Genomic DNA, 20,935 nt, shown 5'->3' on the forward strand with positions numbered 1-20,935 from the left:
TTGTTCAACCTCAAGGGGCGTCACGGTACAAGCCGTGCGCCTGAATAAAATGCTGCACGCTGGACGGCAGCAGAAAATCAATGGACTGGCCCGCCGCGCACAACGCTCGAATGTGCGTTGCCGAGATAGCCAGCGATGTTTGCTCCATAAACGCCACCTGCCCCGCTGGGCCAGTGAACGCTTGCGGGTTTTGCACACTGCGTGCGGCGAGCAGATCCTTCAGCGCCTCCGGCAGTTCAGCGGCCTGATCCGGGCGCTGCAGAACCAGCACATGGGCTAGCTCCAGTAAGCTCTGCCAGCGGTGCCAAGTCGGCAAGCCACAGAAGGCATCCCAGCCCAACAGCAGAATCAATTGCACCTCAGCGCCTAGCTCGGCACGTAACGACAGCAGTGTGTCGACCGTGTAGGAAGGCTTTTCCCGCTGCAGTTCGCGGTCATCCACCGCCAAACCGGCGATACCCGCAATCGCCAATTGCACCATCGCCAAACGCTGTTCGGCGCTAGCACCGGGCCGCTCACGGTGCGGTGGCCGCGCACTGGGAATCAGGCGTAGTTCGTCCAAGCCCAAGGCTTCACGCACCTCCAGCGCCGCGCGCAGATGGCCGTGATGAATCGGGTCGAACGTGCCGCCTAACAGGCCAATGCGCTGGGTCATCAGCCGCGCGTCTGTCCGCTGCCGATCACCACGTACTTCTCGCTGGTCAGGCCTTCCAAGCCAACCGGGCCACGGGCGTGGATTTTATCGGTGGAGATACCGATTTCCGCGCCTAAGCCGTATTCAAAGCCATCGGCAAAACAGGTCGGCGCGTTAACCATCACCGAGCTTGAATCCACCTCGGCCATAAACTGCCGCGACTGACTGAGGTTTTCCGTGACGATGGCGTCGGTGTGGTGCGAACCGTAGTGATTGATGTGCGTCACCGCTGCAGGTAGATCAGCCACCACCTTAATCGACAGCACCGGCGCCAAGTATTCAGTCGACCAGTCTTCTTCACTCGCCGCCAGGCAGCTGATCAGCGCTTGGGTTTGCACACAGCCACGCAGCTCGACGCCTTGCTCGGCGAAGCGGGCCGCCATGGCCGGGAGAAACTCAGCGGCAATCGCTTGATCGACCAACAGGGTTTCCATCGCGCCGCAAATGCCATAGCGATAGCACTTGGCGTTGAAGGCGATCTCTTGCGCCATGGCCAAGTCGGCATGCGCGCTGACATACACATGGCAGATGCCATCGAGGTGTTTGATCACCGGCACACGCGCTTCGCGTGAGATGCGTTCGATTAGGCCTTTGCCGCCGCGCGGCACGATTACATCAACAAACTCGGGCATGCTGATCAGCGCGCCCACCGCGGCGCGGTCGGTGGTTTCCACCACTTGCACCGCCGCAGCCGGCAAACCGGCTTCTGCCAAGCCGCGCTGGATGCAGGCGGCAATCGCACGGTTAGAGTGAATCGCCTCGGAGCCACCACGCAAAATCGTCGCGTTGCCCGACTTCAAACACAGGCTGGCGGCGTCGATGGTCACGTTCGGGCGCGACTCATAAATAATCCCCACCACGCCGAGCGGCACGCGCATGCGGCCAATCTGCAAACCCGACGGGCGGTAGGTCATATCGCGGATAGTGCCGACGGGGTCTGGCAAACCGGCCACTTGGCGCAAGCCTTCGATCATGCCGTCGATGCGCGCTGGGGTCAGCGCCAGACGATCAAGCAGCGCGGCTTCTAAGCCATTGGCGCGGCCATTATCGAGGTCTTTTTGGTTGGCTTCGGTCAGCTCAGCGCGGGCCGCATCCAGCGCCTTAGCGGCGGCCAGCAGAGCGGCGTTCTTCTGCGCGGTGCTGGCTTGGGCAACCACACGCGAGGCATCGCGGGCGGCTTGGCCCAGGCTCTGCATATAGGCAAGTACAGACTCAGTCATGCAACTTCCACAGGTTTTTCAGCGAAACGGCTGATTATACGGGCCTGCGGCATTGTATTTCGAGTACCTAGCAGCATTCAGCCGGCGGGCGCTTTGCGCCGCGCAAACACATAGAGCAGGTTTGGCTCGCTGACCAAATACAAATTGCCAGCCTCATCCATGCTCACGCCTTCTGCCTGCGGGACAGCCGCCTTAAGGCCTGCCGCACCACGGCGCAGCGACAAACTACTCTTCGGTCGTCCTGCCCGATCGACCTCAAGTAGCAACTGCGACTCATCCGACAGCACCAGCAAGTGACCACTCGCCCCATCAAAATGTAAGCCGCTTATGTCACGCATAAACAAGCGACGATTGCGTTCGGCGTCATCATCCACAACTAGGTTTTCTTGCCCCGAATAAGGGAAACCCTTCACGGTAAAGAGCTGTTTAGGGTCACGCTCTTTAGCCACCCAGAGCTGTTCTGTGCTGCTGTCCCACGCCAGCCCTTCGAAGCCCTTATTGCCGTTGCGCGCCACGCCGAGGGTAAGGTTTGGCAAGCTATCTACCGTCAGCCTGGCTTGCAGGTTTTCCAGCTGCACATCGAGCAAGCGCTGCACGCGCTCGTCGGCCACCACCAAGCGACCCGGCGCCACTAAGGTGAGTGCTTCGGCATCTTCCAGCCCCAGCAGACGGGTTCTGGCCAACACTTGGCCTTGCAGCGACACCAGCAATAGCTCAGCAGGATGATCGACCAGCGCCCACAAGGCTTGGCGTTCGGGGTCGTACTGCACATCGGATAGACCGTGCACATCGGGCAGCTCGACCGCATCGAGCAACACCTGATAGTCATTCAGCCAAACCCCGGCAATACCCTGCGGTAAGGATTCCCACCAAAACAGCAAATTGAACCAACCGCGATCAAGCCACTGGTGCTGCTTGGCATACACCCCGCCCCACAACGACATTAACAGCAGCGCCAACGACAATAGCCAACGCCCCACATGCCTCGCCTTTTTAGCCTCTGTCACGCCACACACCTCATTGAGAATGAACTGTGCGACAGGCTAAGTAAGGCAGCGTCAAGCTAACGTGAAGGCTCGGCAGACTCCGGGTTAAAACACACGCAGGCGGTAAACGTCTGGTCATCGTGCTCAGCCGCAAACTGCCAGCCGCAGTGCGCACAAATCGCCCGCACAATCTGCAAGCCCCAGCCTTCGCCAGCGCTGCTCTCATCCGCCAATCGATTCGTAACGGTGAGTGCCGCTGGGGTTAAACGCACCTGCGTGGGCGAGCCATCGCCGTGCTGCGCAGCATTTCTCAGCAAGTTACTGAGCAATACATGCAGCAAGGCGGCCGACGCCCACTGCCCGGGCACGCCCTCAACCTCGACATGCAGCGTTGGCATCGTGCGGGCCTCGGCCAAGTGCGCCTGCACCGCCTGCAAATAATGCGCATCAAGCAGCACGGCGTCGCGCACCGCGCCATCGACAGTGCGCTCACGCGCCAGCAGTAGAAACGTTTCGATCAGCCCCTGCATGTCCTTAACGGCCCGCGCTATTCGCGCCAAAGCGGGCTGCTGGGCCGGTAACGTACCCTGCAGACGCTCCAGCGCTGCCTGTACCACCGCCACGGGCGTGCGCAATTCGTGACTGGCAAAGCGGGTAAATTGCTGCTCCCGCGCCACCGCTTGCCGCACTTGTTGCACCGCCTGGTTGAGCGCCTGCAGCAGCTGCCTAACTTCCGCCGAGCTATGCGGCGGCAGTACGAGCTTGGCCTGCTCGACGTACCCATCCCACATCTGTAGTTGTTGCTGAACTTGCTTTAAAGGCTGCACGGCACGACGAATCAGCCACCACAAACACAACAGCCCCAGCAGCACGGCAGGCCCGATCAGCAAGCCATAGCGCAGCATAACCTGCGTTTCTAAGGGCTCATCAGGCTCAATCTGTTGGGTATTAAACAGAAGGTAAAACACTTCACCCGCAGGCTTGGGCCAACTGAGAATAAATACGTCTTCTTGAACGCCACTGAGCTCATCCAGCCCGCGCCAGAGCGGCGAAACCTGCTCACGCACCGTCGCCGGCAAATCGTCGTAAGCCAATACCAACCAAGTAAAACTATCGATTTGCTGCGAGTATGCCGGCAAGCGCGCTTGCCAGAACTGCGCTTGGTAGACCAGTTGCTGGCGGGTTTGCGCCTCACTACCCCAGTTCAGCGCCGACTGCATCAGCAGCGCATTGCCTAACATCAGCGCCAGCAACAGCGCCATCAAGGGCAACAGCAGCTGGCGCTGCAAGCTCTGCGCCTTCATTGCATGCCCTCTGCCGTCAAATAAAACCCTTGCCGCCCCCGTGTGCACAGCAGCGGCTGGGCAAATGGCCGGTCAATCACTTGGCGCAGCTGGTACACATGGGCACGCAACAGGGCGGCGTTGGCGGAGGAGTCCTCGCCCCACACCTCCAACAGTAACTGTTCGCGACTGACCACTTTCGGCGCCTCGCGCAGCAATATCGTCAGCAGCTTGGTTTGAATGGGCGATAGCGCTAGCTGCATGCCTTCGCGCCATGCGATGCCTTGCTCCGGCGCCAAACGCAGGCCGGCATAACTGAGCTGACCTTGGTGCTCATCTGTTACGCGACTGCGCCGCAAGAGCGCAGCAATCCGCACCAACAGAATTTTGATCGCAAAGGGTTTAACTAAGTAATCATCCGCACCGACGGCAAAGCCTTGCAGCACATCGTCTTGGCTGTCGCGTGCGGTTAGAAACAACACCGGCACGTGCAGACCTTCGCTTCGCAGCTGCTCACACAACGCCAAACCGTTTAAGCGCGGCAAGCCAATATCCACCACCAGCAACTCAAAGCGTGGCTCGGCCTCGCGCACCAAGGTCAGCGCCTGCCGCCCATCGGCGGCGTAATCGGCTTGATAGCCCTCATCCGCTAACGCTTCTAATAACGACACTGCCAAATCGCGCTGGTCTTCAACCAGCAATACGCGACCACGATGTTGACCCACAGACACCTCCGCAACCCTCAGGAAACATCACGTAGCGTAAAGACATCGTGAAAGTTACCTCTTGCTACAGCAGCTTAGAGCACCCACCTCGCGCCAGCGCATGCACCCAATAAAGGTTGGGTAACCAAGTGCCACGCACGCCCGTAACGTGAAGCCCTGATAAAAAAGATAAAAGCCGCTGCCTTCGGGCGTGGCACTTACAGCCCAGGGATTTGTCATGTTGGATTACGCCCTCGATTTCACCCCGCAGCGCTTGAGCGAAACGCCGCATTGTTTGCGCGTCGGCCCGTGGCAGGTGAATTATCAGGCCTTTGCCCGGCATGCCAACGACCAGCGTGCGCCAGTACTGCTACTGGGCGGGGCCTTTCAAAGCTTTCGCTCGTTCGCCAGCGAAATCGAAACCTTGCTCGCCGAGCACCCGGTATTGCTGATCGACCTACCCTCGCAGGGCTGTAACGAACAGCAAGCCCCTGAGCTGAGCCTGGAAGGCCTTGCCGACTTACTCAATGACAGCCTTGCTGCCTTAGGTGTGGCGCAGGTCAAAGCGGTGGGTTTGTCATACGGCTCGGCCTTAGCGGCGCTGTTTGCCGTGCGCCATCCAACACGCTGCGAGCGTCTGTTACTGGCCGGTGTGACGCAGTTTGGTCGCGATGGTTCACGGCGTTTACTGGAGCAAGCTCTCACCCTGCTGCAACAGGGCCAGCAAGATGCCTTTGCTCACGGCGCCATGGCGGGGTTAATCAACCACTTGGCGCTTGAGCACACCCAAGTCAGCGCAGGTTTTCGCAAGGCGCTGTATCGGCAAATTGTGCGCATGGATGACGCCGCGCAGTTGCGCTACCAGCAAAACAGCCAGCGCCTGCTGAACTTTCAAGGCTTTAGCGCTTACCCGCAGTGCCCCACGCTGGTGTTTACCGGCGAGTTCGACCACTTCACCCAACCGTGGGAAAACGCCGCCTTTGCCGCTCAGTGCCCGCAGGCGGAGGCCTACTTGATTCGTAACGCCGACCATCTGGCGCAGTTTGAACAGCGCGACGCCTGCCTGAGCTTGTACAGCCCGTTTTTACACGGCCAAACCGTGACCGCCAACGCGCCGCACACCGAGCGGATCGACCTGCAAGACCTCGACACCTTAGAGCGCCGCCAGCAGCCCCACTTAAGCGCCAACCTAAACGTGCAGCTTAGCCACCCGGAGCTAGGCAGCCTTAGCGCACACCTCAGCCAGCTGAGCTATTTCGGCGGTTTATTGAGCGTGACCTTGCCAGACGACGCACCACTGCTCGACTGGCATCTGCACTGCAATGCACTGGGCGAGCAAGCCATCGCCTTGGTGCGCAATCAGGGCCGCTGTGCGACGTTTGTTTGCACGCATCTAGATGCGGATGCCGATCAGCGCCTGCAAGATTATTTGCAACAGCACTTAAGTACCCAGGCGCTCAAGGCCAGCGCCTGATCTAGCAGGGCAACGTCAGAGACGCGCCTCGACAATCCGCACCAAGCTAGCCAACTCGCCACGCGGCAGGTTCAGCTCCGCCGGCTGGCGGTCTGGGTCCAGCACGCGCACTTCGCGAAAGCCGCATTCTTTGCCCGCATCGGCAATCGCCGCTTCGCTCTGATAATGCAGCGGATAGCCGCCACGGGTCAGCTTGCCGATCAACCACACCCCCCAACGTAACTGACGGTAACGCGGGTGCTCGGTTAAATCTGGATATAACTCGGTGAGGTAGGTCGCCTGACTAAAGCCGCGCAGCTGCGCGGCCAGCGCACGCCAGAAACGCTCGACCACAGGGCGCTCAAAGTAATTCAGCAAGCCTTCGGTAATCACCACCACCGGCTTAGTGCGATCCAGCCCAGCAAATAAACTCGCCAAGCTCAGCGGGCCTTCTTCAGCCAAGATATCCACCGCTTCGACGCGGTGCTGCGCCCCCAGCCAACCCTGCACGCGCAGCAGCTCACGCTTGCTGGCAGCCATATCAGGCAGATCAGCCTCTACATACGTGATGTGCGGAAAACGTTTACGCATGCGCCGGCCGCGCGGCGACAAGCCACAGGCGATCTCCACCACTTGGGTGACTCCGCCCTGCTCGATGGCCTGCACCAAACGAGCATCGATCAGCAAATGCCGCTGCAATAAGAAACGCTCGATATCCAGCCCGAAAGCGCGCTTGGCAGCCCAGCTGATCGGCGCCAAAACCCGGTGCGCAAAACGGCCAAAATCACTGGCAAACGCGGGCTCGCTTAAGCCATGGCGAAACCAGACAAACCCGGTGTAATGCGCGCTGGGGGAAATATGTGCGCTGTCTTTGCGGGTCATGCCTTGCAACATCAAAGTGGCCATCAAGGGCTCCGGGTTTTGTTATTCTGCGCCCAGCCTATGCCCGGCCCTGCGTCGGCACAATGACACCACTGATAGGCCCAACCTTGGTTGGCCCGCCGAGCACCACGCGTTAATGACTGTCGAACCGTTTATCCACTGGCTGAGCCTAAACCCCGCATGGCTTGGCCTGACCATCGCCCTGATCGCCTGCCTCGAATGCCTCGCCCTAGCTGGCGTGCTGATTCCCGGCGTGGTGCTGCTGTTTGCCGTAAGCAGCCTTGCCGGCGCCGGCGCCTTGAGCCTGCCGGCAGCCTTGGCGTGGGCGTATGGCGGCGCGCTGCTGGGCGATGGTTTGTCGTATGCCATTGGCCGACATTTTCATCAGCGCATTCGGCGGGTCTGGCCATTTCGCCAACACCCTGAGTGGATCAGCCATGCCGAGCAATTCTTCGCCCGCTACGGCATCGCCAGCTTATTGATTGGCCGCTTTATCGGCCCCTTACGGCCCATTCTGCCGATGGTCGCGGGCATGTTGGATATGCCGCGCCTGCGTTTTGCGCTGGTCAGTTTAGTGGCTGCCGCCGGTTGGAGCGTGGCCTATATCGCCCCCGGCTGGCTGGCCGGGGCGGCGCTGCAACTGCCGCTGCCAGAAGGCTTCTGGCCGCAAGTGCTGTGGCTTAGCGCGCTGGTCATCACGCCGCTGGCGGTGGGGCTATGGCTGGGTGCGCGCGAGTATCGCTACGCCACCCTACTGACCGGAGTGAGCTGCGCGGCGGCGCTGCTGATTTTACTGACCACTTGGCCGCACTTTCAGGTGTTGGACCAGTGGGTTAATCAGGCCTTGCAGCGTGTCCACACCCCCAACGCCGATCAGTGGTTTAGCCGCATCAGCGCGCTGGGCGATACCTGGCCACTGTTTGCTGGCGGGCTGAGCTTAACGCTGGGTCTTTGGTGGGTTCGAGCACGACGCCAAGCCTTGTTTATGGCGGTGAGTGTGCTCACTGCCACCGGCCTCACCGGGCTGATCAAACTGAGCATCGCCCGCCAACGGCCGCCGGGTTTAGGGCAAACCCTCGAGCAAATCAGCCTGCCCAGCGGGCACAGTGTGTTGGCCCTGACTTTAGCCCTCAGCCTTGGCGTACTCCTAGGGCGCGGCAGGCGGGCCACGGGCCGACTAACTTGGCTGCTGGTGCTCAGCGTGCCGGCGCTGCCGGTGCTGTATTCGCGCCTGTATCTTTCGGCGCACTGGCCCACCGATGTCGCTGCCTCGCTGCTACTCGCGGCGATGTGCGTGGCGTTGAGCCAAAGCCTGTGCCAGCGCATTACACCGATGACGGCCCTGAGCCCGCGCCAGCTCGGTTGGGCGCTGCTGAGTTTTATCCCCGGTTGGCTCACGCTGCTGACGCTGCTGGGTTAACTCTGCATCCACGCCACCAGCTCTTCGATACGCGCCAGCCGGGCACGCGCGCTACTGATGGTCAGCAGTTCCAGCTTGTGCTCTTGCTCCAACGGCAACAGATAGGCCAAGGCATAACTGAGCGCTTGCTGGTCACCCACCACGCCGGGCATGCCCAGCTCTTGCACACTGGGGTGTTCGGCCAAGGCCAGCAGAATAGCGGCCAGCTCGGTGTGTTCCACCTGTAAAGGGCTGGGCGCTTCTTCAGTCAGCCAGTCCACTGTGGCTTGGTGCAAGTGGTTCGCTGCCACGCTGTGCTCACGGACGATAAAACGTCGCTGGCCTTGTACGGTGATGCCCAGCAGGCCGTTGTCACGCCGCTCGAAATCGACAATGCGCGCCTCACAACCCACCGCTGCAAATTGCAGGTTGCCGCCAGCCACCTCTTCGCCCTGTAACAGTCCTACCACGCCAAAGCCGGCGTCTTCCCGCAGACAGGCACTGAGCATATCCAGATAGCGCGCCTCGAAGATTTGCAGCGACAAGCGCGCACCGGGAAACAGCACGGTTTTAAGCGGAAATAACGGCAGCCTGTTCATACCAACAGCGCCACAACCAGCGGCAACAACACTGCCGTGCTGACGCCCATCAAACTCATCGCCAGCGCCGAGAAGCCGCCGCACTCCTCGCCCTCCTGCAAGGCGCGCGCGGTGCCGATGGCATGCGAAGTCAGCCCCAGCGCCATGCCCTGCGCCGCCGGATGGGTGATGCCACACAGGCGCAAGAACTCAGGCCCCAGCAGCACACCGATAATCCCGGTGATGATCACGAACACCGCCGCCAGCGCCGCGACGCCGCCAATTTGCTCAGCCACCAACATGGCAATCGGCGAAGTGACGGACTTAGGCGCCAAGGTCAGCAGCAGCCAATCTTCCAGCCCCAGCAGCCACGCCAAGCCCACACCCAGCACCGTGGCTAAAGTGCCGGCGACCAACAAGGTCAGCACAGTCGGCCACAGCAATTGGCGCACGCGGCGTAAGTTCATAAATAAGGGCACAGCCAAGGCCACCGTGGCCGGGCCGAGTAATAAGGTCAGCAGCTGGCTGCTGCTGGCGTATTGCGCGTAAGGAATTTTCAGCAGCCACAACACGCCACTGAGCAAACACACACTGACCAACATGGGCTGCACGAACACCCAGCGGGTTTTCTCGTACAGCGCCAGCGCCAGTTGATAAACGCCTAGGGTCAGCCCTAAGCCAAATAACGGATGGCCACTGATGGCCTGCCATGCCGCATGCCAATCACTCATGACTGGCCTCCTTGCGCTGTTGCCGGCGGATCAGCCACTGCATAAAGAAGCCGGTAAACCACAGCGACACGGTTAGCGAAACCAGCAACACCAGCGCCAGCTTGAGTAAATCATCGGCAAGGTCGGCGGCGTACAAAATCACCCCAGCTGAGGGCGGCACTAACAGCAGCGGCAAATAACGCAGCAGTGCGCCAGCCCCTTCATGCAACGCCGGGCTCACCTCACCACGCAGCAACAGCCAGATAAACAACAACAGCAAACCAATGATCGGCCCCGGCAACATAGGTAACAGCAACACCTGCACGCCACTGCCAATAATTTGCAACACAATCAGCGCTGTAATACCGCGTAACAACATGCTCGCCTCCCCGCTTGTGCGCTGAATTATGGCAGCAACCGCCGTTCATCTGATAACTAAACATTCGGTCAAACATTGCGGCTTGACCGAGCTAAACCCGCGTGGTTTCTTAGCCCAAAGGGTTGACGCCAGTGATGGCAGTCACACAACAAAAACAATCGCAGCAAAACCCGCCATGGAGGAAATATGGCATTCGTTCCTGTAGCAGAACTGACTTCTTATATCGGCAAAGAGCTGGGCACATCCGACTGGCTCACCATCGAACAAAACCGCATTGACCAATTCGCCGAGTGCACCGGCGACCATCAATTTATTCACGTAGACCCAGTCAAAGCCAAGCTGACCCCGTTTGGCGGCACCATTGCCCACGGTTTCTTAAGCCTGTCGCTAATTCCTGTACTGATGGAAGGCCTGATGATCATGCCGGAAGGCCTGAAGATGGCCGTCAACTATGGTCTGGACAGCGTGCGCTTCGTACAGCCCGTGCGTGAAGGCTCACGCGTGCGCTTGAAAGTCAGCATCACTGACGTGACCGAAAAGAACCCCGGCCAGTGGCTGATCAAAGCCCGCACCGAGATGGAAATCGAAGGCCAAGCTAAGCCTGCGTATATCGCCGAGCCGCTGACCCTCTGCTTCGTATAAGCACCTGCGCAGCCGCGTTACCGACAACGCCGATGCCCTCCTAGGCATCGGCGTTGTGCGTTATGTCCGGCACAAATGCTGCGATGAATTATGCTTAAAGCATTGGGTTACAACCCACCGCTATAAGAGGCCTGCGCATGCACCACACTCCCATTCGCGTTTTATTAGCTGGCGCAACGGGTTTAACCGGCGAGCACTTGCTCGACCGTCTGCTGGCCGTACCGGCCATGCAGCAGGTCATCGCGCCCACGCGCCGCCCGCTGGCCAAGCACAACAAGCTGCTCAACCCCGTCGGCGAGCTGCTGCCACTTCTGGATGACATCCAAAGCCACAACGACCGCGAACTGGAAGCCGCCTTCTGCTGCCTAGGTACCACCATCAAACAAGCCGGCAGCCAAGACGCCTTCCGCCAAGTGGATTACGACCTGCCCTTGGCCGTAGGGGCAGCCGCCAAAGCGATGGGCGCGCGGCATTTTTTGGTGATCAGCGCGCTCGGCGCCAACAGCCGCTCGAAGGTTTTCTACAACCGGGTCAAAGGCGAAATGGAAGACGCCCTGCAAGCACAAGGTTGGGAGCAACTGACCATAGTGCGGCCCAGCTTGTTATTGGGCGAACGCCGCGAACAGCGTTTGGGGGAAACCCTCGCTGCGCCCTTGATGCGCTGGCTGCCGGGCAAGTGGCGCGGCATCGAAGCCTCGGTACTGGCGCGCGCCCTGTGGCGCCTAGCCCTTGAAGAAGGCCAAGGCGTGCGCTTCGTCGAATCCGACGAATTACGCCGCCTCGGCCGCGACTAACCTAGCCGCAACACGAGCCGCAGCAAGCCGGCTTAGCGGCCTTGCGCAGTAGCTCGGCAATCTCATCTTTGCGCTGCACACGCTCGGTTTTTAACTGACCGAGCGCCGCATCATCCAACAGCTCGATACCGTCTTCGATGCGGCAAATGCGCTTATCCAGCAGCTCATATTCTTCGGCCAAGCGGGCGAAGTGGTTGTCGTTCATGCGCAGCGCTTGCAGCTCGGCGCGCAGCTCGGGAAAGTCGTTCATCAGCGGGTGGTGATCTACATGCATGCGTTGTCCTCCAGCGGGGTTTAACGGCACTATGCCCCTAGGCAGCGGGCACAGCGTTGACCTGCATCAACCGCTACCGGTGATAACAACAACGATGAAGAGGGAGTGCATCCATGGGCATACTTAACGAGTTCAAAGCCTTTGCCGTTAAAGGCAATGTGGTCGATATGGCGGTGGGCATCATCATTGGCGCCGCCTTCGGCAAGATAGTGTCATCGTTTGTCGGTGACGTGGTCATGCCGCCGCTGGGCCTGTTGATCGGTGGTGTCGACTTCAGTGATCTGGCCATCACCCTCAAAGCCGCCGAAGGTGATTTGCCGGCGGTGGTGATGAGCTACGGCAAATTCATTCAGACCGTGGTCGATTTCACCATCGTCGCCTTTGCCATCTTCATGGGGGTTAAGGCAATTAACCGCTTAAAGAAAGAGGAAGAGGCCGCACCGGCTGCGCCGCCTGCCCCCAGCGCGGAAGAAAAGCTACTCAGCGAGATTCGCGACCTACTTAAAGAAAAACAGTAAGCCGCATTAGGCGTAAAGAGCCGCGCATGGGTCGGCGCCTCTTTACGCCTAAGGTACAATCCTGCGCCTGTTCCCGCTGTGCCAGCCTGCCGCATGTCTGACCTGCCTGTTCTTCAAACGTCTTTCGCCACCCTCGCCTTGGCGCGCATGCCCGTCACGCGGGGCGATACCCTGCAAGCCTTCGACGCCGCCGATGAGTACCTGCTCAACCACGTGCACACGCTGGCCTTGCCGCCAAACTGCCGCGCTCTGGTGCTCAACGACAGCTTCGGTGCGCTGGCGTTGTCATTAGCGCAGCACTGTCCTGTCACCAGCAGTGGCGACTCGTATTTGGCCGAGCAAGGCCTGCGCTACAACCAACAGCACAATGGCTTAGGCGCTAGCTCGGTCGAGTTCGTGCCCGCGTGTGATCGCTGGCAGGGGCCGTTTGATCTAGTACTGATGCGCATCCCGAAAACCCTGAGCCTGCTGGAAGAACAACTGATTCGCCTGCACGGCCAGCTGGCAGCTAACGCCACGGTGATCGCCACCGGCATGGTTAAACACCTACCGCGCTCGGCGGGCGACTTGCTGGAGCGCTACCTAGGCCCAGTGCAAGCCAGCTTGGCGCAGAAAAAAGCCCGCCTGCTGTTTGTTACCCCACAGGCCAAAGGGCCGTTTATCTCGCCCTACCCCAGTCGCTACCGCTTAGAGCAACCGGCGCTGGAGCTACGCAACCACGCCAATGTATTTAGCCGCGAGGGGCTGGATATCGGCAGCCGCGCGTTTTTGCCGCACCTGCCACGCAACCTCGGTAACGCTCGCGTAGCCGACTTAGGCTGCGGCAATGGCGTACTGGCCTTGGTCTGTGCACTGCACAATCCTGAGGCGCAGTTCAGTCTGTTCGATGAGTCCTATATGGCGGTGCAATCGGCTGCGGAAAACTGGCGCCTGTGCCACGGTGCACGGCAGGCCGAGTTTCACGTCAACGATGGCTTAAGCGGCGTGGCGCCCGGCAGTGTCGATGTGGTGCTGTGCAACCCGCCGTTTCACCAGCAGCAAGTGGTCGGCGATCATTTGGCCCAGCGCATGTTCCAGCAGGCGCATAAAGCGCTGCGCGTGGGCGGTGAATTGTGGATCGTCGGCAACCGCCACTTGGGCTACCACGCCAAACTCAAGCGCGCCTTCCGCGAGGTGAGCTTGGTGGCCAGCAACGCCAAGTTCGTCATTCTTAAAGCGCGCAAATAGGCCTGTTATGCAAATCAGCGACAAAGCCAGCTACGGCTACCGCGACACCTCTTTCCAAGCCGCCGGCGGCGAAGCCGGCATCCTGCAATTGGTGCGCGACTTTTACGCCATCATGGATGAGCAGGCCACGCACATTAGCCAGATGCACCCCGCCGACCGCGCAACCACCATCGACAAGCTGGCTAAGTTTCTCTGCGGCTGGCTCGGCGGCCCACGTCTGTTTAGCGAAACCTACGGGCCCATCAGCATTCCGCAAGCCCATGCACACTTAACCATTGGCGCCGAAGAGCGCGACGCGTGGCTGAACTGCATGCAACAGGCGATTGCCAAGCAACCCTACGCCGCCGACTTTGCCGACTATTTGCTCGCCCAGCTGCGCATTCCCGCCGAGCGCGTGTATCAAGTCAGCCAACACCAGCACGGCCAAAAATAATCCCCCGGCCGGCAGCGCAGGCAGCTAAGCTCAGGCAAAGAGCTAGGAACTGTTGCCATGCTGCATATCGGCCTGATCGGTGATTACAACGCCAAGCTGACCGCCCACCAAGCCATTCCCCAGGCATTACAGATGGCGGCCGACGCGCTGGGCATCATGCTCAGCTTCGAGTGGGTGCCCACCTTGCTGATCAATAACGAAGATCGCTTAGCGCGCTTTCATGGCCTGTGGTGCGTGCCCGGCAGCCCCTACGACAGCACCGACGGCGCATTGCTGGCGATTCACTATGCGCGCATGCACAAGGTGCCTTTTCTCGGCACCTGTGGCGGCTTTCAGCATGCACTACTGGAATACGCCCGCCATCATCTGGGCATGGCCGAGGCGGAGCACGCCGAAAGCAACCCACGCGGCCGCCAATTACTGATCAACAAACTCAGCTGCGCGCTAATCAATGTCAGCGACACCATCCATCTAGTTGCCGGCAGCCATCTGGCACACGCCTACGGCAGCAAGGAATGCCAAGAAGGTTATCAGTGCAGCTACGGTCTCAACCCTGCCCTGCAAGAGGCGCTGTTTAAAGAGCAGTTACGCATCGCCGGCGTTGATGAACATGGCGAAGTACGCGCCGTGGAGCTTGGCGAGCACCCATTTTTTGTCGCCACCTTGTTCCAACCCGAACGCGCCGCACTGAACGGGACCACGCCGCCGATCGTGTTAGGCTTTTTGCGCGCCTGCCAGAAACGCTTGCGCTAGGTCATCTTCCCCGCCTGCTCGCTAGGTACAGTGTTGTAGCGAGCACTGACCAGCCAGAAAAGGACCTCCACCATGCCCACCCTATATCGCGGCATTTGCCTGCTATTGACCGGCCTCTTAGGCATCAGCCCGACCTATGCCAACGATGCACCACAAACGCTCATCACCAACGTCAATATTTTTGACGGCAGTAGCGAGCAATTGCAGATGAACAGCAATGTGCTGATTCAAGGCAACCTAATTAAGACCATTTCAACCGACCCCATCAGCAGCGACAGCGCCACGATAATTGATGGCCAAGGACGCACCCTGATGCCCGGCTTGATCGACATGCATTGGCACTCAGCCTACGCCAGCATTCCCATGCAAGTCGGCTTGAATGTCGACCATGCCTATCACTTGCTGGTTGGAGCCAAGAGCAATGAAAAAGCTCTGCTGCGCGGTTTTACTACCGTGCGCGACGTAGGCGGCAATGTGTTTTCCTTAGCCAAACTCACCGACGCCGGCATGTATAACGGGCCGCGTATCTTTCCCTCGGGACCAGCCATTAGCCAAACCTCCGGCCACACGGACTTTCGCCCCGCGACCGCAGTGCCAGCAGAGCCTGACGCCCCATTGGTGTACATGGAGCAAATCGGTCACGTGATGGTCGCCGATGGCGTGCCAGAAGTGCTTAAGCGCACCCGCGAAGCGCTGCGCATGGGTGCCACGCAAATCAAAATCAACTCCGGCGGCGGCGTGTCTTCGTCATTCGACCCCTTAGACGTGAGCCAGTTTACCGACGAAGAAACCCAGGCTGCGGTCGATGCCGCCGCCGACTGGAACACCTATGTCGCCACCCACACCTTCACCGATGCAGCCACTCAACGCGCGCTCAATGCCGGGGTTATGAGCATCGAACACGGGCATTTATTAAGCGAAAAGACCCTACGTTTAATCAAAAGCAAAGGGGCGTTTTTAAGCATGCAGCCCATTTTGGATGACGAGGACGCTATCCCCTTCCCTGAGGGCTCTTTTAGTCGCGCCAAATATATTCAAGTCACCAAAGGCACTGATCACGTCTACAAGCTGGCCAAAGAACTAGGCGTAAAAACGGTGTTCGGTACCGACACCCTGTTTGACCCGGCACTGGCCGAGAAACAAGGCAAGCAACTGGCTAAACTCAAGCGCTGGTTCAGCCCTGTGGAAGTGCTGCGCCAAGCCACCTCAACAGCGGGCGAGCTTTTAGCTCTTTCTGGCCCCCGAACGCCTTATCCGGCCGGCCCCTTGGGCGTTATTAAAGAAGGCGCCTATGCCGACCTCCTGCTGGTCAACGGCAACCCGCTGGAAAACATCGACTTGGTCGCTGAACCAGAAAAGAACTTCGCCCTGATCATGAAAGACGGCAAAATCTACAAGAACACCACTGCCCAAAGCGGCCAATAACGACCGCAACATCACCTCGCCGCGCTAAGAAGCATAGCCGGCGAGGTTTTGGGCTTAATCCTGCTCACCATTAAGCCTAACCCATCGTGCTCACCGACTTACGCCACCGGCAAACCCATCGTGATGTATGGGCCTTGGCCGGGCCCATGCTGCTGTCGAACCTCACCGTGCCTTTGGTGGCGCTGGTGGATACCGCCGTGGTGGGCCACTTACCCCACGACCATCAACTGGCAGCCGTGGCGGTGGGCGGCAATCTGTATACCTTGCTGGTCTGGGCCATGGGCTTTTTGCGCATGGGCACCACCGGCTTTGCCGCACAGGCCTTGGGCCGTCACGATGGTTCGGCGCTGCGTACCCTACTCGCGCAGGGCTTATTACTCGGCGCCGGGCTCGGCCTTGCCCTCGCACTCTTAATGCTGCCGCTCACGCCTTGGCTACTGACCTTGATGCAGCCGAGCGCCGCGCTGGATGCGCTGGCGCAGGAGTACCTGTACATCCGCCTGTTAGGCCTGCCGGCGGCACTGTGCAGTTTTGCCTTGATCGGCTGGTTGCTGGGCACGCAGAACGCGCGGATACCGCTGGCGATGCTGCTGACCAGCTCGCTGTGCAACGTGGTGTTGGATATTGCCTTTGTTTGGGGCTTGCAGTGGGGCGTGGCCGGGGCGGCGTGGGCCTCGGTGATTGCCGAGTGGAGCGGCCTGCTGCTGGGTCTGTTACTGGGGCTTAAAACCCTGCGCCAGCACCCCGGACACTTGCAGTGGGCAGCGTTACAACAAGCGCATACTTGGTCGGCTTTATTGGCGGTGAACCGGGATATTTTCATCCGCACCTTAGCCCTTGAGGTGGTGTTCTTTCTGCTCACCCTGTATGGCACGCGCTTGGGCGATAGCACCGTGGCGGCCAATGCCTTGCTACTTAATGGCCTGTTGATCACCGCCAATGCACTGGACGGCCTCGCCCACGCGGTTGAAGCGCTGTGCGGCAAAGCCATCGGCGCGCAGCAGCCGCAAGCTCTGTGGCGCGCCTTGCAGGTGGCTGGGCTATGGTCGGTGGGCTTTGCCGTGTTGCTCAGCGGAGCGTTTTGGCTGTTGGGCGAGCCGTTTATCGTCCTGCAAACCAGCTTACCGGCCGTGCAACAGATCGCCCAAGCACACTTGCCCTATCTGGCCGCCTTGCCGGTGGTGGCAGTGATCAGCTACTTGCTCGACGGCCTGTTTGTCGGGGCCACGCGGGCACGGGAAATGCGCAACGCCATGCTGATCGCCTTGGCGTTGTACTTGCCGCTATCGTGGCCCTTAGCCGCGCTGGGCAACCATGGCCTGTGGTCGGGTTTTCTACTGTTTATGGCCATGCGTGGGCTATCGTTAAGCCTGATGACGTGGCAGATTGCCAGTTCACCTTCAGGTTTTATGGTTAAGCACAGGTAACCATCATGCAGGCGCCCCCTTTTGCACGGCAGGAGGCTGAGCGACAAGCCGCACTGGATGCGCTGGAAATTCTCGATACCCCCGCTGACCCGTTTCTAGACAGCTTGGTGGCCACCGCCCAGCGTGTCTTTGCGGTCAATACCGCACTGGTGTCTTTACTCGATCACAACCGGCAATGGTTTAAAGCCCGCGTGGGGCTGGATTGCGCACAAACCTCACGCGAGGTGTCGTTTTGTGGGCACACCATCTTAGAGCGCGACTGCTTGGTGATTGAGAACGCGCTGGATGATCCGCGCTTTGCCAACAATCCACTGGTAACAGGCGCGCCATACATTCGCTTTTATGCCGGCATGCCACTGTTCTTTATGAACCGCCCCATTGGCACCTTGTGTTTACTGCACCCGCGCCCACGCGAGTTTAACGCCGCCGATCGTGAGCAGCTGGAGCACTTGGCCAATATCGCCCAAGGCCTGCTCACCCTGCACCACATGAGCCGGCAAACCCGCCGCCTGCGCCATGAAGTCAGCCGCGAACACCGGCAAGCCTTGCTCGATCCACTGACCCAGCTATGGAATCGCCGAGGCATGGAGGAGCAATGGGACACCCTACTGCAGAGTCTGGCCCAACGCGGCCAGCACTTGGGCGCATTGTTTGCCGATCTCGATCACTTCAAAGCGGTCAACGACGAGCTGGGGCATCTGGCCGGCGACCAAGTGCTGTGGGCCGTGGCGCGGCGTCTGTCGGCCACCACGCGTCCGGATGACTTACTGGTGCGGTTTGGCGGTGAAGAGTTTCTCTTGCTGACCGGCGTCAGCGGCACACAAGAGCTGGAGCAGATTGCCGAACGCCTGCGGCAAAGCATTGGCCGCGCACCGATCAGCACCGACTCAGGCAGCCGCACGATGACGCTGAGCCTTGGCGCCGCACTGCTGCAAGCGAATGAGTCGCGAGAAAGCTTGCTGCACCGCGCCGATATGGCGTTATATGCCGCCAAACGCGCCGGGCGCAATCGCACGTGCCTGGCCGAGCCCGCAAGCCCCTGAACTAGGAAGCCCCATGTCTGGCAGTAGCCTGCTCGCCTATGCGCACTACATAAGCATTGCGCTGTTGTTTGCCCTGTTAGTGCTGGAGCATCAGTGTTTTAAGCCGGCGCTCAGCGCCCGCCAAGCCAAGCGCTTGATTGTGCTCGACTTAAGCTACGGCCTGATGGCCGCCATGGTGTTCGCCACTGGCGCGGCGCGGGTGATCTGGTTTGGCAAGGGCTGGCAGTACTACCTAACCAACAGTGTGTTTCTCAGCAAAGTCGGGCTGTTTTTGCTGATCAGCCTACTGTCGATGCTGCCGACCTTTACCTTTCTCAATTGGCGCCCGCAGTTAGTGGCCCAGCAAGCGCCCATCATCAATCCACGCCAGCGCCAATGGGTGTTGTGGACGATGCGTGTGGAGTTTGCCCTGCTGCTGGGCATGCTCGCCTTAGCGCATCTGCTGGCGCGCGGTTACGGCCAATAAACACTTACGCCGGGCGCATCAGCCGCCAGTGATCGAGCACATGCAGAGCATGGGCTAAGGCGTAATCATCTTTGCTCAAGGCGCCGTAGGCAAAGTGCGGCTGCAGCTCGCCCTGCCACGCGGCAAAGTCATCGAGCGCGGTGATTAAGCGCTCAAATGCGGCTTGCTCTGCCTGTTCGGCATTCAGTGCCGGCGCGCCGGGAATCGCCTCATCAAGGCCGTGCTTCATCGCCCCACGAGCGCTGAACACGCTGAACGCCGTTGGCCCCACAGAACTACGAAACCACGCTGGCTTAAGCTCGGGAAAGCCCAGCATGGAAAACTCCACGCTCTGCGCAAGGTGCTGCCAAAGCTGGCTTAAGCTCCAGCTGCCGGCATACGCCACTGGCTGGCTGCGCGTAGCCAGCAAGCGCTCACGCACGGCGGCCAAGGTCAGCTCGGCTTTGGGCAGCGCTGGGCCTAAGGTTTGCCAAATACCTGCCCCTGCACCCACAGTGCCGGCCACGGCGGCCAACAGTAATCGACGTCGGTTCATTCCCTTCCCTCTCAAGGCTTACTTTTTATTGTTTTGCGCCTGCACGTTAGCAAGTTTCTGCACGCTGCGGCGAGGCGATAAAAAACGCGCAGTGGCGGTGAGCCAATGCGCGTCGATCAATCCACATCTTTGTACGGAAGCGCTGAGTTAATCGGCGAACGACTCAAGCACAAGGCGTACGGAGCACAGTAAGCGAGACATACCGTCTGGTAGGCGAGCTTATGAGCACCGCACAATCCAGTGCTTGGATCGTGCCGTGATTGGGGCGTGCAGCCATTCAATCAGCGCTTGCTTAGCTGCGGTAGCTCGGGTCCTTTGCATCCAACAAGCGCAGCAAGGCCGGCCATGCAAGGCCGCCGCCCATGCCTTCTTTGGTTTTCATCACTCCGGCGACCATCTGCTTGGCGCCAGCGAGAATTTCCCCGGGAATGCTTACCAAGGCCCCGCCGCCGCTTTGCGCCATGACCTGAATTTCGCAGGCGCGCTGAAAGGTGAACATCATCAGGAAGGTATCGGCAATGCTGCCGCCTACGGTCATCAGGCCGTGGTTACGCAGCAGCATGAAGTTAGTGTGGCCAAGATCGGCCTGCAGGCGGGCTTTTTCGTCTTCGCGCAGGGCCACACCTTCGTAGTCGTGATAACTGAGGCTAGCCAACACAAATAGCGATTGTTGCGACAGCGGTAACACGCCGTCTTTCTGCGCCGCGACGGCCACACCTTGTGCGGTGTGGGTGTGCAGTACGCAGGCCACATCTTCGCGCGCTTCGTGCACGGCGCTGTGGATGGTGAAACCGGCGGGGTTAATGTCGAACGGGGTGTCCATCAGCTTGTTGCCGTGCAAGTCGATTTTCACCAGGCTGCTGGCGGTGATCTCGTGAAACATTAAGCCGTAGGGGTTGATCAGAAACTCTTCGGTACCCGGCACTTTGGCGGAGATATGGGTGAAGATCAGGTCATCCCAGCCGTAGTGAGCAATCAACCGATAACACGCGGCCAAGTCGACGCGGGTCTGCCATTCGGCAGCGCTGACGTGTTGTTTAACGTTGAGATCTTGCAGGGTTTGCGCGAGCGACACGGTGCTTTCCTCTTATTGGCATTATCTGGCCGGCA

General features: G+C 59.8%; 24 protein-coding genes. 12 read left to right on the top strand and 12 right to left on the bottom strand.

Going from position 1 to position 20,935, the window contains the following annotated elements:
- Positions 1-10: 10 nt before the first annotated feature.
- The 5 genes from nadD to BMX80_RS05255 all read right to left on the bottom strand — a co-directional run bounded on the left by nadD (position 11) and on the right by BMX80_RS05255 (position 4,908).
- Entirely contained in the window at positions 11-655 is a 645-nt protein-coding gene (nadD, locus tag BMX80_RS05235; protein WP_074865956.1) for a nicotinate-nucleotide adenylyltransferase, read from the bottom strand.
- Positions 655-1,914: a glutamate-5-semialdehyde dehydrogenase gene (locus tag BMX80_RS05240; RefSeq protein WP_074865958.1), complete on the bottom strand. Its 1,260-nt coding sequence runs from the start codon at positions 1,912-1,914 to the stop codon at positions 655-657. Before BMX80_RS05240 ends, nadD begins: the two co-directional genes overlap by 1 nt.
- Positions 1,915-1,991: 77 nt before the next feature.
- On the bottom strand, positions 1,992-2,894 hold the full coding sequence (locus tag BMX80_RS05245; protein WP_407922777.1) for an SdiA-regulated domain-containing protein: 903 nt from the start codon (positions 2,892-2,894) through the stop codon (positions 1,992-1,994).
- Positions 2,895-2,977: 83 nt separating this feature from the next.
- Positions 2,978-4,204 carry a sensor histidine kinase gene (locus BMX80_RS05250; RefSeq protein WP_074865961.1) on the bottom strand — a complete coding sequence of 409 codons (1,227 nt, stop codon included), beginning with the start codon at positions 4,202-4,204 and terminating at the stop codon, positions 2,978-2,980.
- Positions 4,201-4,908, bottom strand: a complete 708-nt coding sequence (locus BMX80_RS05255) for a response regulator transcription factor (protein ID WP_074865963.1) — start codon at positions 4,906-4,908, stop codon at positions 4,201-4,203. Before BMX80_RS05255 ends, BMX80_RS05250 begins: the two co-directional genes overlap by 4 nt.
- 220 nt (positions 4,909-5,128) lie before the next feature.
- Here BMX80_RS05255 and BMX80_RS05260 point away from each other — a divergent pair, with 220 nt between their 5' ends.
- Positions 5,129-6,361, top strand: a complete 1,233-nt coding sequence (locus BMX80_RS05260) for an alpha/beta fold hydrolase (RefSeq protein ID WP_407922778.1) — start codon at positions 5,129-5,131, stop codon at positions 6,359-6,361.
- A 15-nt stretch (positions 6,362-6,376) separates the two neighbouring features.
- On the opposite strand, the gene BMX80_RS05265 is transcribed toward BMX80_RS05260, so the two are convergent.
- Entirely contained in the window at positions 6,377-7,246 is an 870-nt protein-coding gene (locus BMX80_RS05265) for a class I SAM-dependent methyltransferase (protein WP_235821606.1), read from the bottom strand.
- A gap of 112 nt (positions 7,247-7,358) precedes the next feature.
- On the opposite strand from BMX80_RS05265, the gene BMX80_RS05270 reads away from it, so the two are divergent.
- On the top strand, positions 7,359-8,642 hold the full coding sequence (locus BMX80_RS05270) for a bifunctional DedA family/phosphatase PAP2 family protein (protein ID WP_074865969.1): 1,284 nt from the start codon (positions 7,359-7,361) through the stop codon (positions 8,640-8,642).
- Here BMX80_RS05270 and BMX80_RS05275 read toward each other — a convergent pair.
- The 3 genes from BMX80_RS05275 to BMX80_RS05285 are packed head-to-tail and all read right to left on the bottom strand — an operon-like array spanning position 8,639 to position 10,288.
- Positions 8,639-9,220 (bottom strand): LON peptidase substrate-binding domain-containing protein, encoded by a 582-nt coding sequence (locus BMX80_RS05275; protein WP_074865972.1) that lies wholly within the window; start codon positions 9,218-9,220, stop codon positions 8,639-8,641. The two genes, BMX80_RS05270 and BMX80_RS05275, sit on opposite strands and share 4 nt — an antisense overlap.
- Complete coding sequence (locus BMX80_RS05280) at positions 9,217-9,930, bottom strand: LrgB family protein (protein WP_074865975.1); 714 nt, start codon at positions 9,928-9,930, stop codon at positions 9,217-9,219. The genes BMX80_RS05275 and BMX80_RS05280 overlap by 4 nt, the downstream gene beginning before the upstream one ends.
- Complete coding sequence (locus BMX80_RS05285) at positions 9,923-10,288, bottom strand: CidA/LrgA family protein (RefSeq protein ID WP_074865978.1); 366 nt, start codon at positions 10,286-10,288, stop codon at positions 9,923-9,925. Before BMX80_RS05285 ends, BMX80_RS05280 begins: the two co-directional genes overlap by 8 nt.
- A gap of 186 nt (positions 10,289-10,474) precedes the next feature.
- Between BMX80_RS05285 and BMX80_RS05290 the strand changes: the two genes are divergently transcribed.
- Both BMX80_RS05290 and BMX80_RS05295 read left to right on the top strand, forming a co-directional pair.
- Positions 10,475-10,930 carry a MaoC family dehydratase gene (locus tag BMX80_RS05290; protein WP_071873240.1) on the top strand — a complete coding sequence of 152 codons (456 nt, stop codon included), beginning with the start codon at positions 10,475-10,477 and terminating at the stop codon, positions 10,928-10,930.
- Positions 10,931-11,067: 137 nt separating this feature from the next.
- Positions 11,068-11,724 (top strand): oxidoreductase, encoded by a 657-nt coding sequence (locus BMX80_RS05295; RefSeq protein WP_074865980.1) that lies wholly within the window; start codon positions 11,068-11,070, stop codon positions 11,722-11,724.
- Position 11,725: 1 nt separating this feature from the next.
- Here BMX80_RS05295 and BMX80_RS05300 read toward each other — a convergent pair whose 3' ends face one another.
- Entirely contained in the window at positions 11,726-11,998 is a 273-nt protein-coding gene (locus tag BMX80_RS05300) for a YdcH family protein (protein WP_074865983.1), read from the bottom strand.
- 113 nt (positions 11,999-12,111) lie between these two features.
- Between BMX80_RS05300 and mscL the strand changes: the two genes are divergently transcribed.
- From mscL to BMX80_RS05340, 8 genes are all read left to right on the top strand, one after another.
- Complete coding sequence (mscL, locus tag BMX80_RS05305) at positions 12,112-12,516, top strand: large-conductance mechanosensitive channel protein MscL (RefSeq protein WP_074865985.1); 405 nt, start codon at positions 12,112-12,114, stop codon at positions 12,514-12,516.
- A gap of 102 nt (positions 12,517-12,618) precedes the next feature.
- Positions 12,619-13,743 carry a methyltransferase gene (locus BMX80_RS05310; protein ID WP_074866135.1) on the top strand — a complete coding sequence of 375 codons (1,125 nt, stop codon included), beginning with the start codon at positions 12,619-12,621 and terminating at the stop codon, positions 13,741-13,743.
- Positions 13,744-13,750: 7 nt separating this feature from the next.
- Entirely contained in the window at positions 13,751-14,176 is a 426-nt protein-coding gene (locus BMX80_RS05315) for a group II truncated hemoglobin (protein ID WP_071873244.1), read from the top strand.
- A gap of 57 nt (positions 14,177-14,233) precedes the next feature.
- On the top strand, positions 14,234-14,929 hold the full coding sequence (locus BMX80_RS05320; protein ID WP_071873245.1) for a CTP synthase C-terminal region-related (seleno)protein: 696 nt from the start codon (positions 14,234-14,236) through the stop codon (positions 14,927-14,929).
- A gap of 72 nt (positions 14,930-15,001) precedes the next feature.
- Complete coding sequence (locus tag BMX80_RS05325; protein WP_074865988.1) at positions 15,002-16,354, top strand: metal-dependent hydrolase family protein; 1,353 nt, start codon at positions 15,002-15,004, stop codon at positions 16,352-16,354.
- Between the two features lie 146 nt (positions 16,355-16,500).
- Entirely contained in the window at positions 16,501-17,781 is a 1,281-nt protein-coding gene (locus tag BMX80_RS05330; protein WP_083394253.1) for an MATE family efflux transporter, read from the top strand.
- 5 nt (positions 17,782-17,786) lie between these two features.
- Positions 17,787-18,824, top strand: coding sequence for a sensor domain-containing diguanylate cyclase (locus tag BMX80_RS05335; RefSeq protein WP_074865994.1), 1,038 nt, complete (start codon positions 17,787-17,789; stop codon positions 18,822-18,824).
- Positions 18,825-18,837: 13 nt separating this feature from the next.
- On the top strand, positions 18,838-19,290 hold the full coding sequence (locus tag BMX80_RS05340) for a DUF2214 family protein (protein ID WP_071873249.1): 453 nt from the start codon (positions 18,838-18,840) through the stop codon (positions 19,288-19,290).
- Positions 19,291-19,294: 4 nt separating this feature from the next.
- On the opposite strand, the gene BMX80_RS05345 is transcribed toward BMX80_RS05340, so the two are convergent.
- Entirely contained in the window at positions 19,295-19,825 is a 531-nt protein-coding gene (locus tag BMX80_RS05345) for a DUF1569 domain-containing protein (RefSeq protein ID WP_074865997.1), read from the bottom strand.
- Positions 19,826-20,117: 292 nt separating this feature from the next.
- A complete protein-coding gene (locus tag BMX80_RS05350; protein WP_071873251.1) occupies positions 20,118-20,900 on the bottom strand; it encodes a class II aldolase/adducin family protein in 783 nt (260 codons plus the stop codon).
- Positions 20,901-20,935 lie beyond the last annotated feature (35 nt).

Origin of the sequence: Atopomonas hussainii (assembly GCF_900109735.1) — a bacterium.
Taxonomy (GTDB): domain Bacteria; phylum Pseudomonadota; class Gammaproteobacteria; order Pseudomonadales; family Pseudomonadaceae; genus Atopomonas; species Atopomonas hussainii.

Coding starts and splice junctions, on each gene's coding strand:
- nadD (WP_074865956.1), bottom strand. CDS start 655: ATGACCCAGCGCATTGGCCTGTTAGGCGGCACGTTCGACCCGATTCAT.
- BMX80_RS05240 (WP_074865958.1), bottom strand. CDS start 1,914: ATGACTGAGTCTGTACTTGCCTATATGCAGAGCCTGGGCCAAGCCGCC.
- BMX80_RS05250 (WP_074865961.1), bottom strand. CDS start 4,204: ATGAAGGCGCAGAGCTTGCAGCGCCAGCTGCTGTTGCCCTTGATGGCG.
- BMX80_RS05265 (WP_235821606.1), bottom strand. CDS start 7,246: ATGGCCACTTTGATGTTGCAAGGCATGACCCGCAAAGACAGCGCACAT.
- BMX80_RS05270 (WP_074865969.1), top strand. CDS start 7,359: ATGACTGTCGAACCGTTTATCCACTGGCTGAGCCTAAACCCCGCATGG.
- BMX80_RS05275 (WP_074865972.1), bottom strand. CDS start 9,220: ATGAACAGGCTGCCGTTATTTCCGCTTAAAACCGTGCTGTTTCCCGGT.
- BMX80_RS05280 (WP_074865975.1), bottom strand. CDS start 9,930: ATGAGTGATTGGCATGCGGCATGGCAGGCCATCAGTGGCCATCCGTTA.
- BMX80_RS05285 (WP_074865978.1), bottom strand. CDS start 10,288: ATGTTGTTACGCGGTATTACAGCGCTGATTGTGTTGCAAATTATTGGC.
- BMX80_RS05290 (WP_071873240.1), top strand. CDS start 10,475: ATGGCATTCGTTCCTGTAGCAGAACTGACTTCTTATATCGGCAAAGAG.
- BMX80_RS05295 (WP_074865980.1), top strand. CDS start 11,068: ATGCACCACACTCCCATTCGCGTTTTATTAGCTGGCGCAACGGGTTTA.
- BMX80_RS05300 (WP_074865983.1), bottom strand. CDS start 11,998: ATGCATGTAGATCACCACCCGCTGATGAACGACTTTCCCGAGCTGCGC.
- mscL (WP_074865985.1), top strand. CDS start 12,112: ATGGGCATACTTAACGAGTTCAAAGCCTTTGCCGTTAAAGGCAATGTG.
- BMX80_RS05315 (WP_071873244.1), top strand. CDS start 13,751: ATGCAAATCAGCGACAAAGCCAGCTACGGCTACCGCGACACCTCTTTC.
- BMX80_RS05320 (WP_071873245.1), top strand. CDS start 14,234: ATGCTGCATATCGGCCTGATCGGTGATTACAACGCCAAGCTGACCGCC.
- BMX80_RS05325 (WP_074865988.1), top strand. CDS start 15,002: ATGCCCACCCTATATCGCGGCATTTGCCTGCTATTGACCGGCCTCTTA.
- BMX80_RS05330 (WP_083394253.1), top strand. CDS start 16,501: ATGCTGCTGTCGAACCTCACCGTGCCTTTGGTGGCGCTGGTGGATACC.
- BMX80_RS05335 (WP_074865994.1), top strand. CDS start 17,787: ATGCAGGCGCCCCCTTTTGCACGGCAGGAGGCTGAGCGACAAGCCGCA.
- BMX80_RS05340 (WP_071873249.1), top strand. CDS start 18,838: ATGTCTGGCAGTAGCCTGCTCGCCTATGCGCACTACATAAGCATTGCG.
- BMX80_RS05345 (WP_074865997.1), bottom strand. CDS start 19,825: ATGAACCGACGTCGATTACTGTTGGCCGCCGTGGCCGGCACTGTGGGT.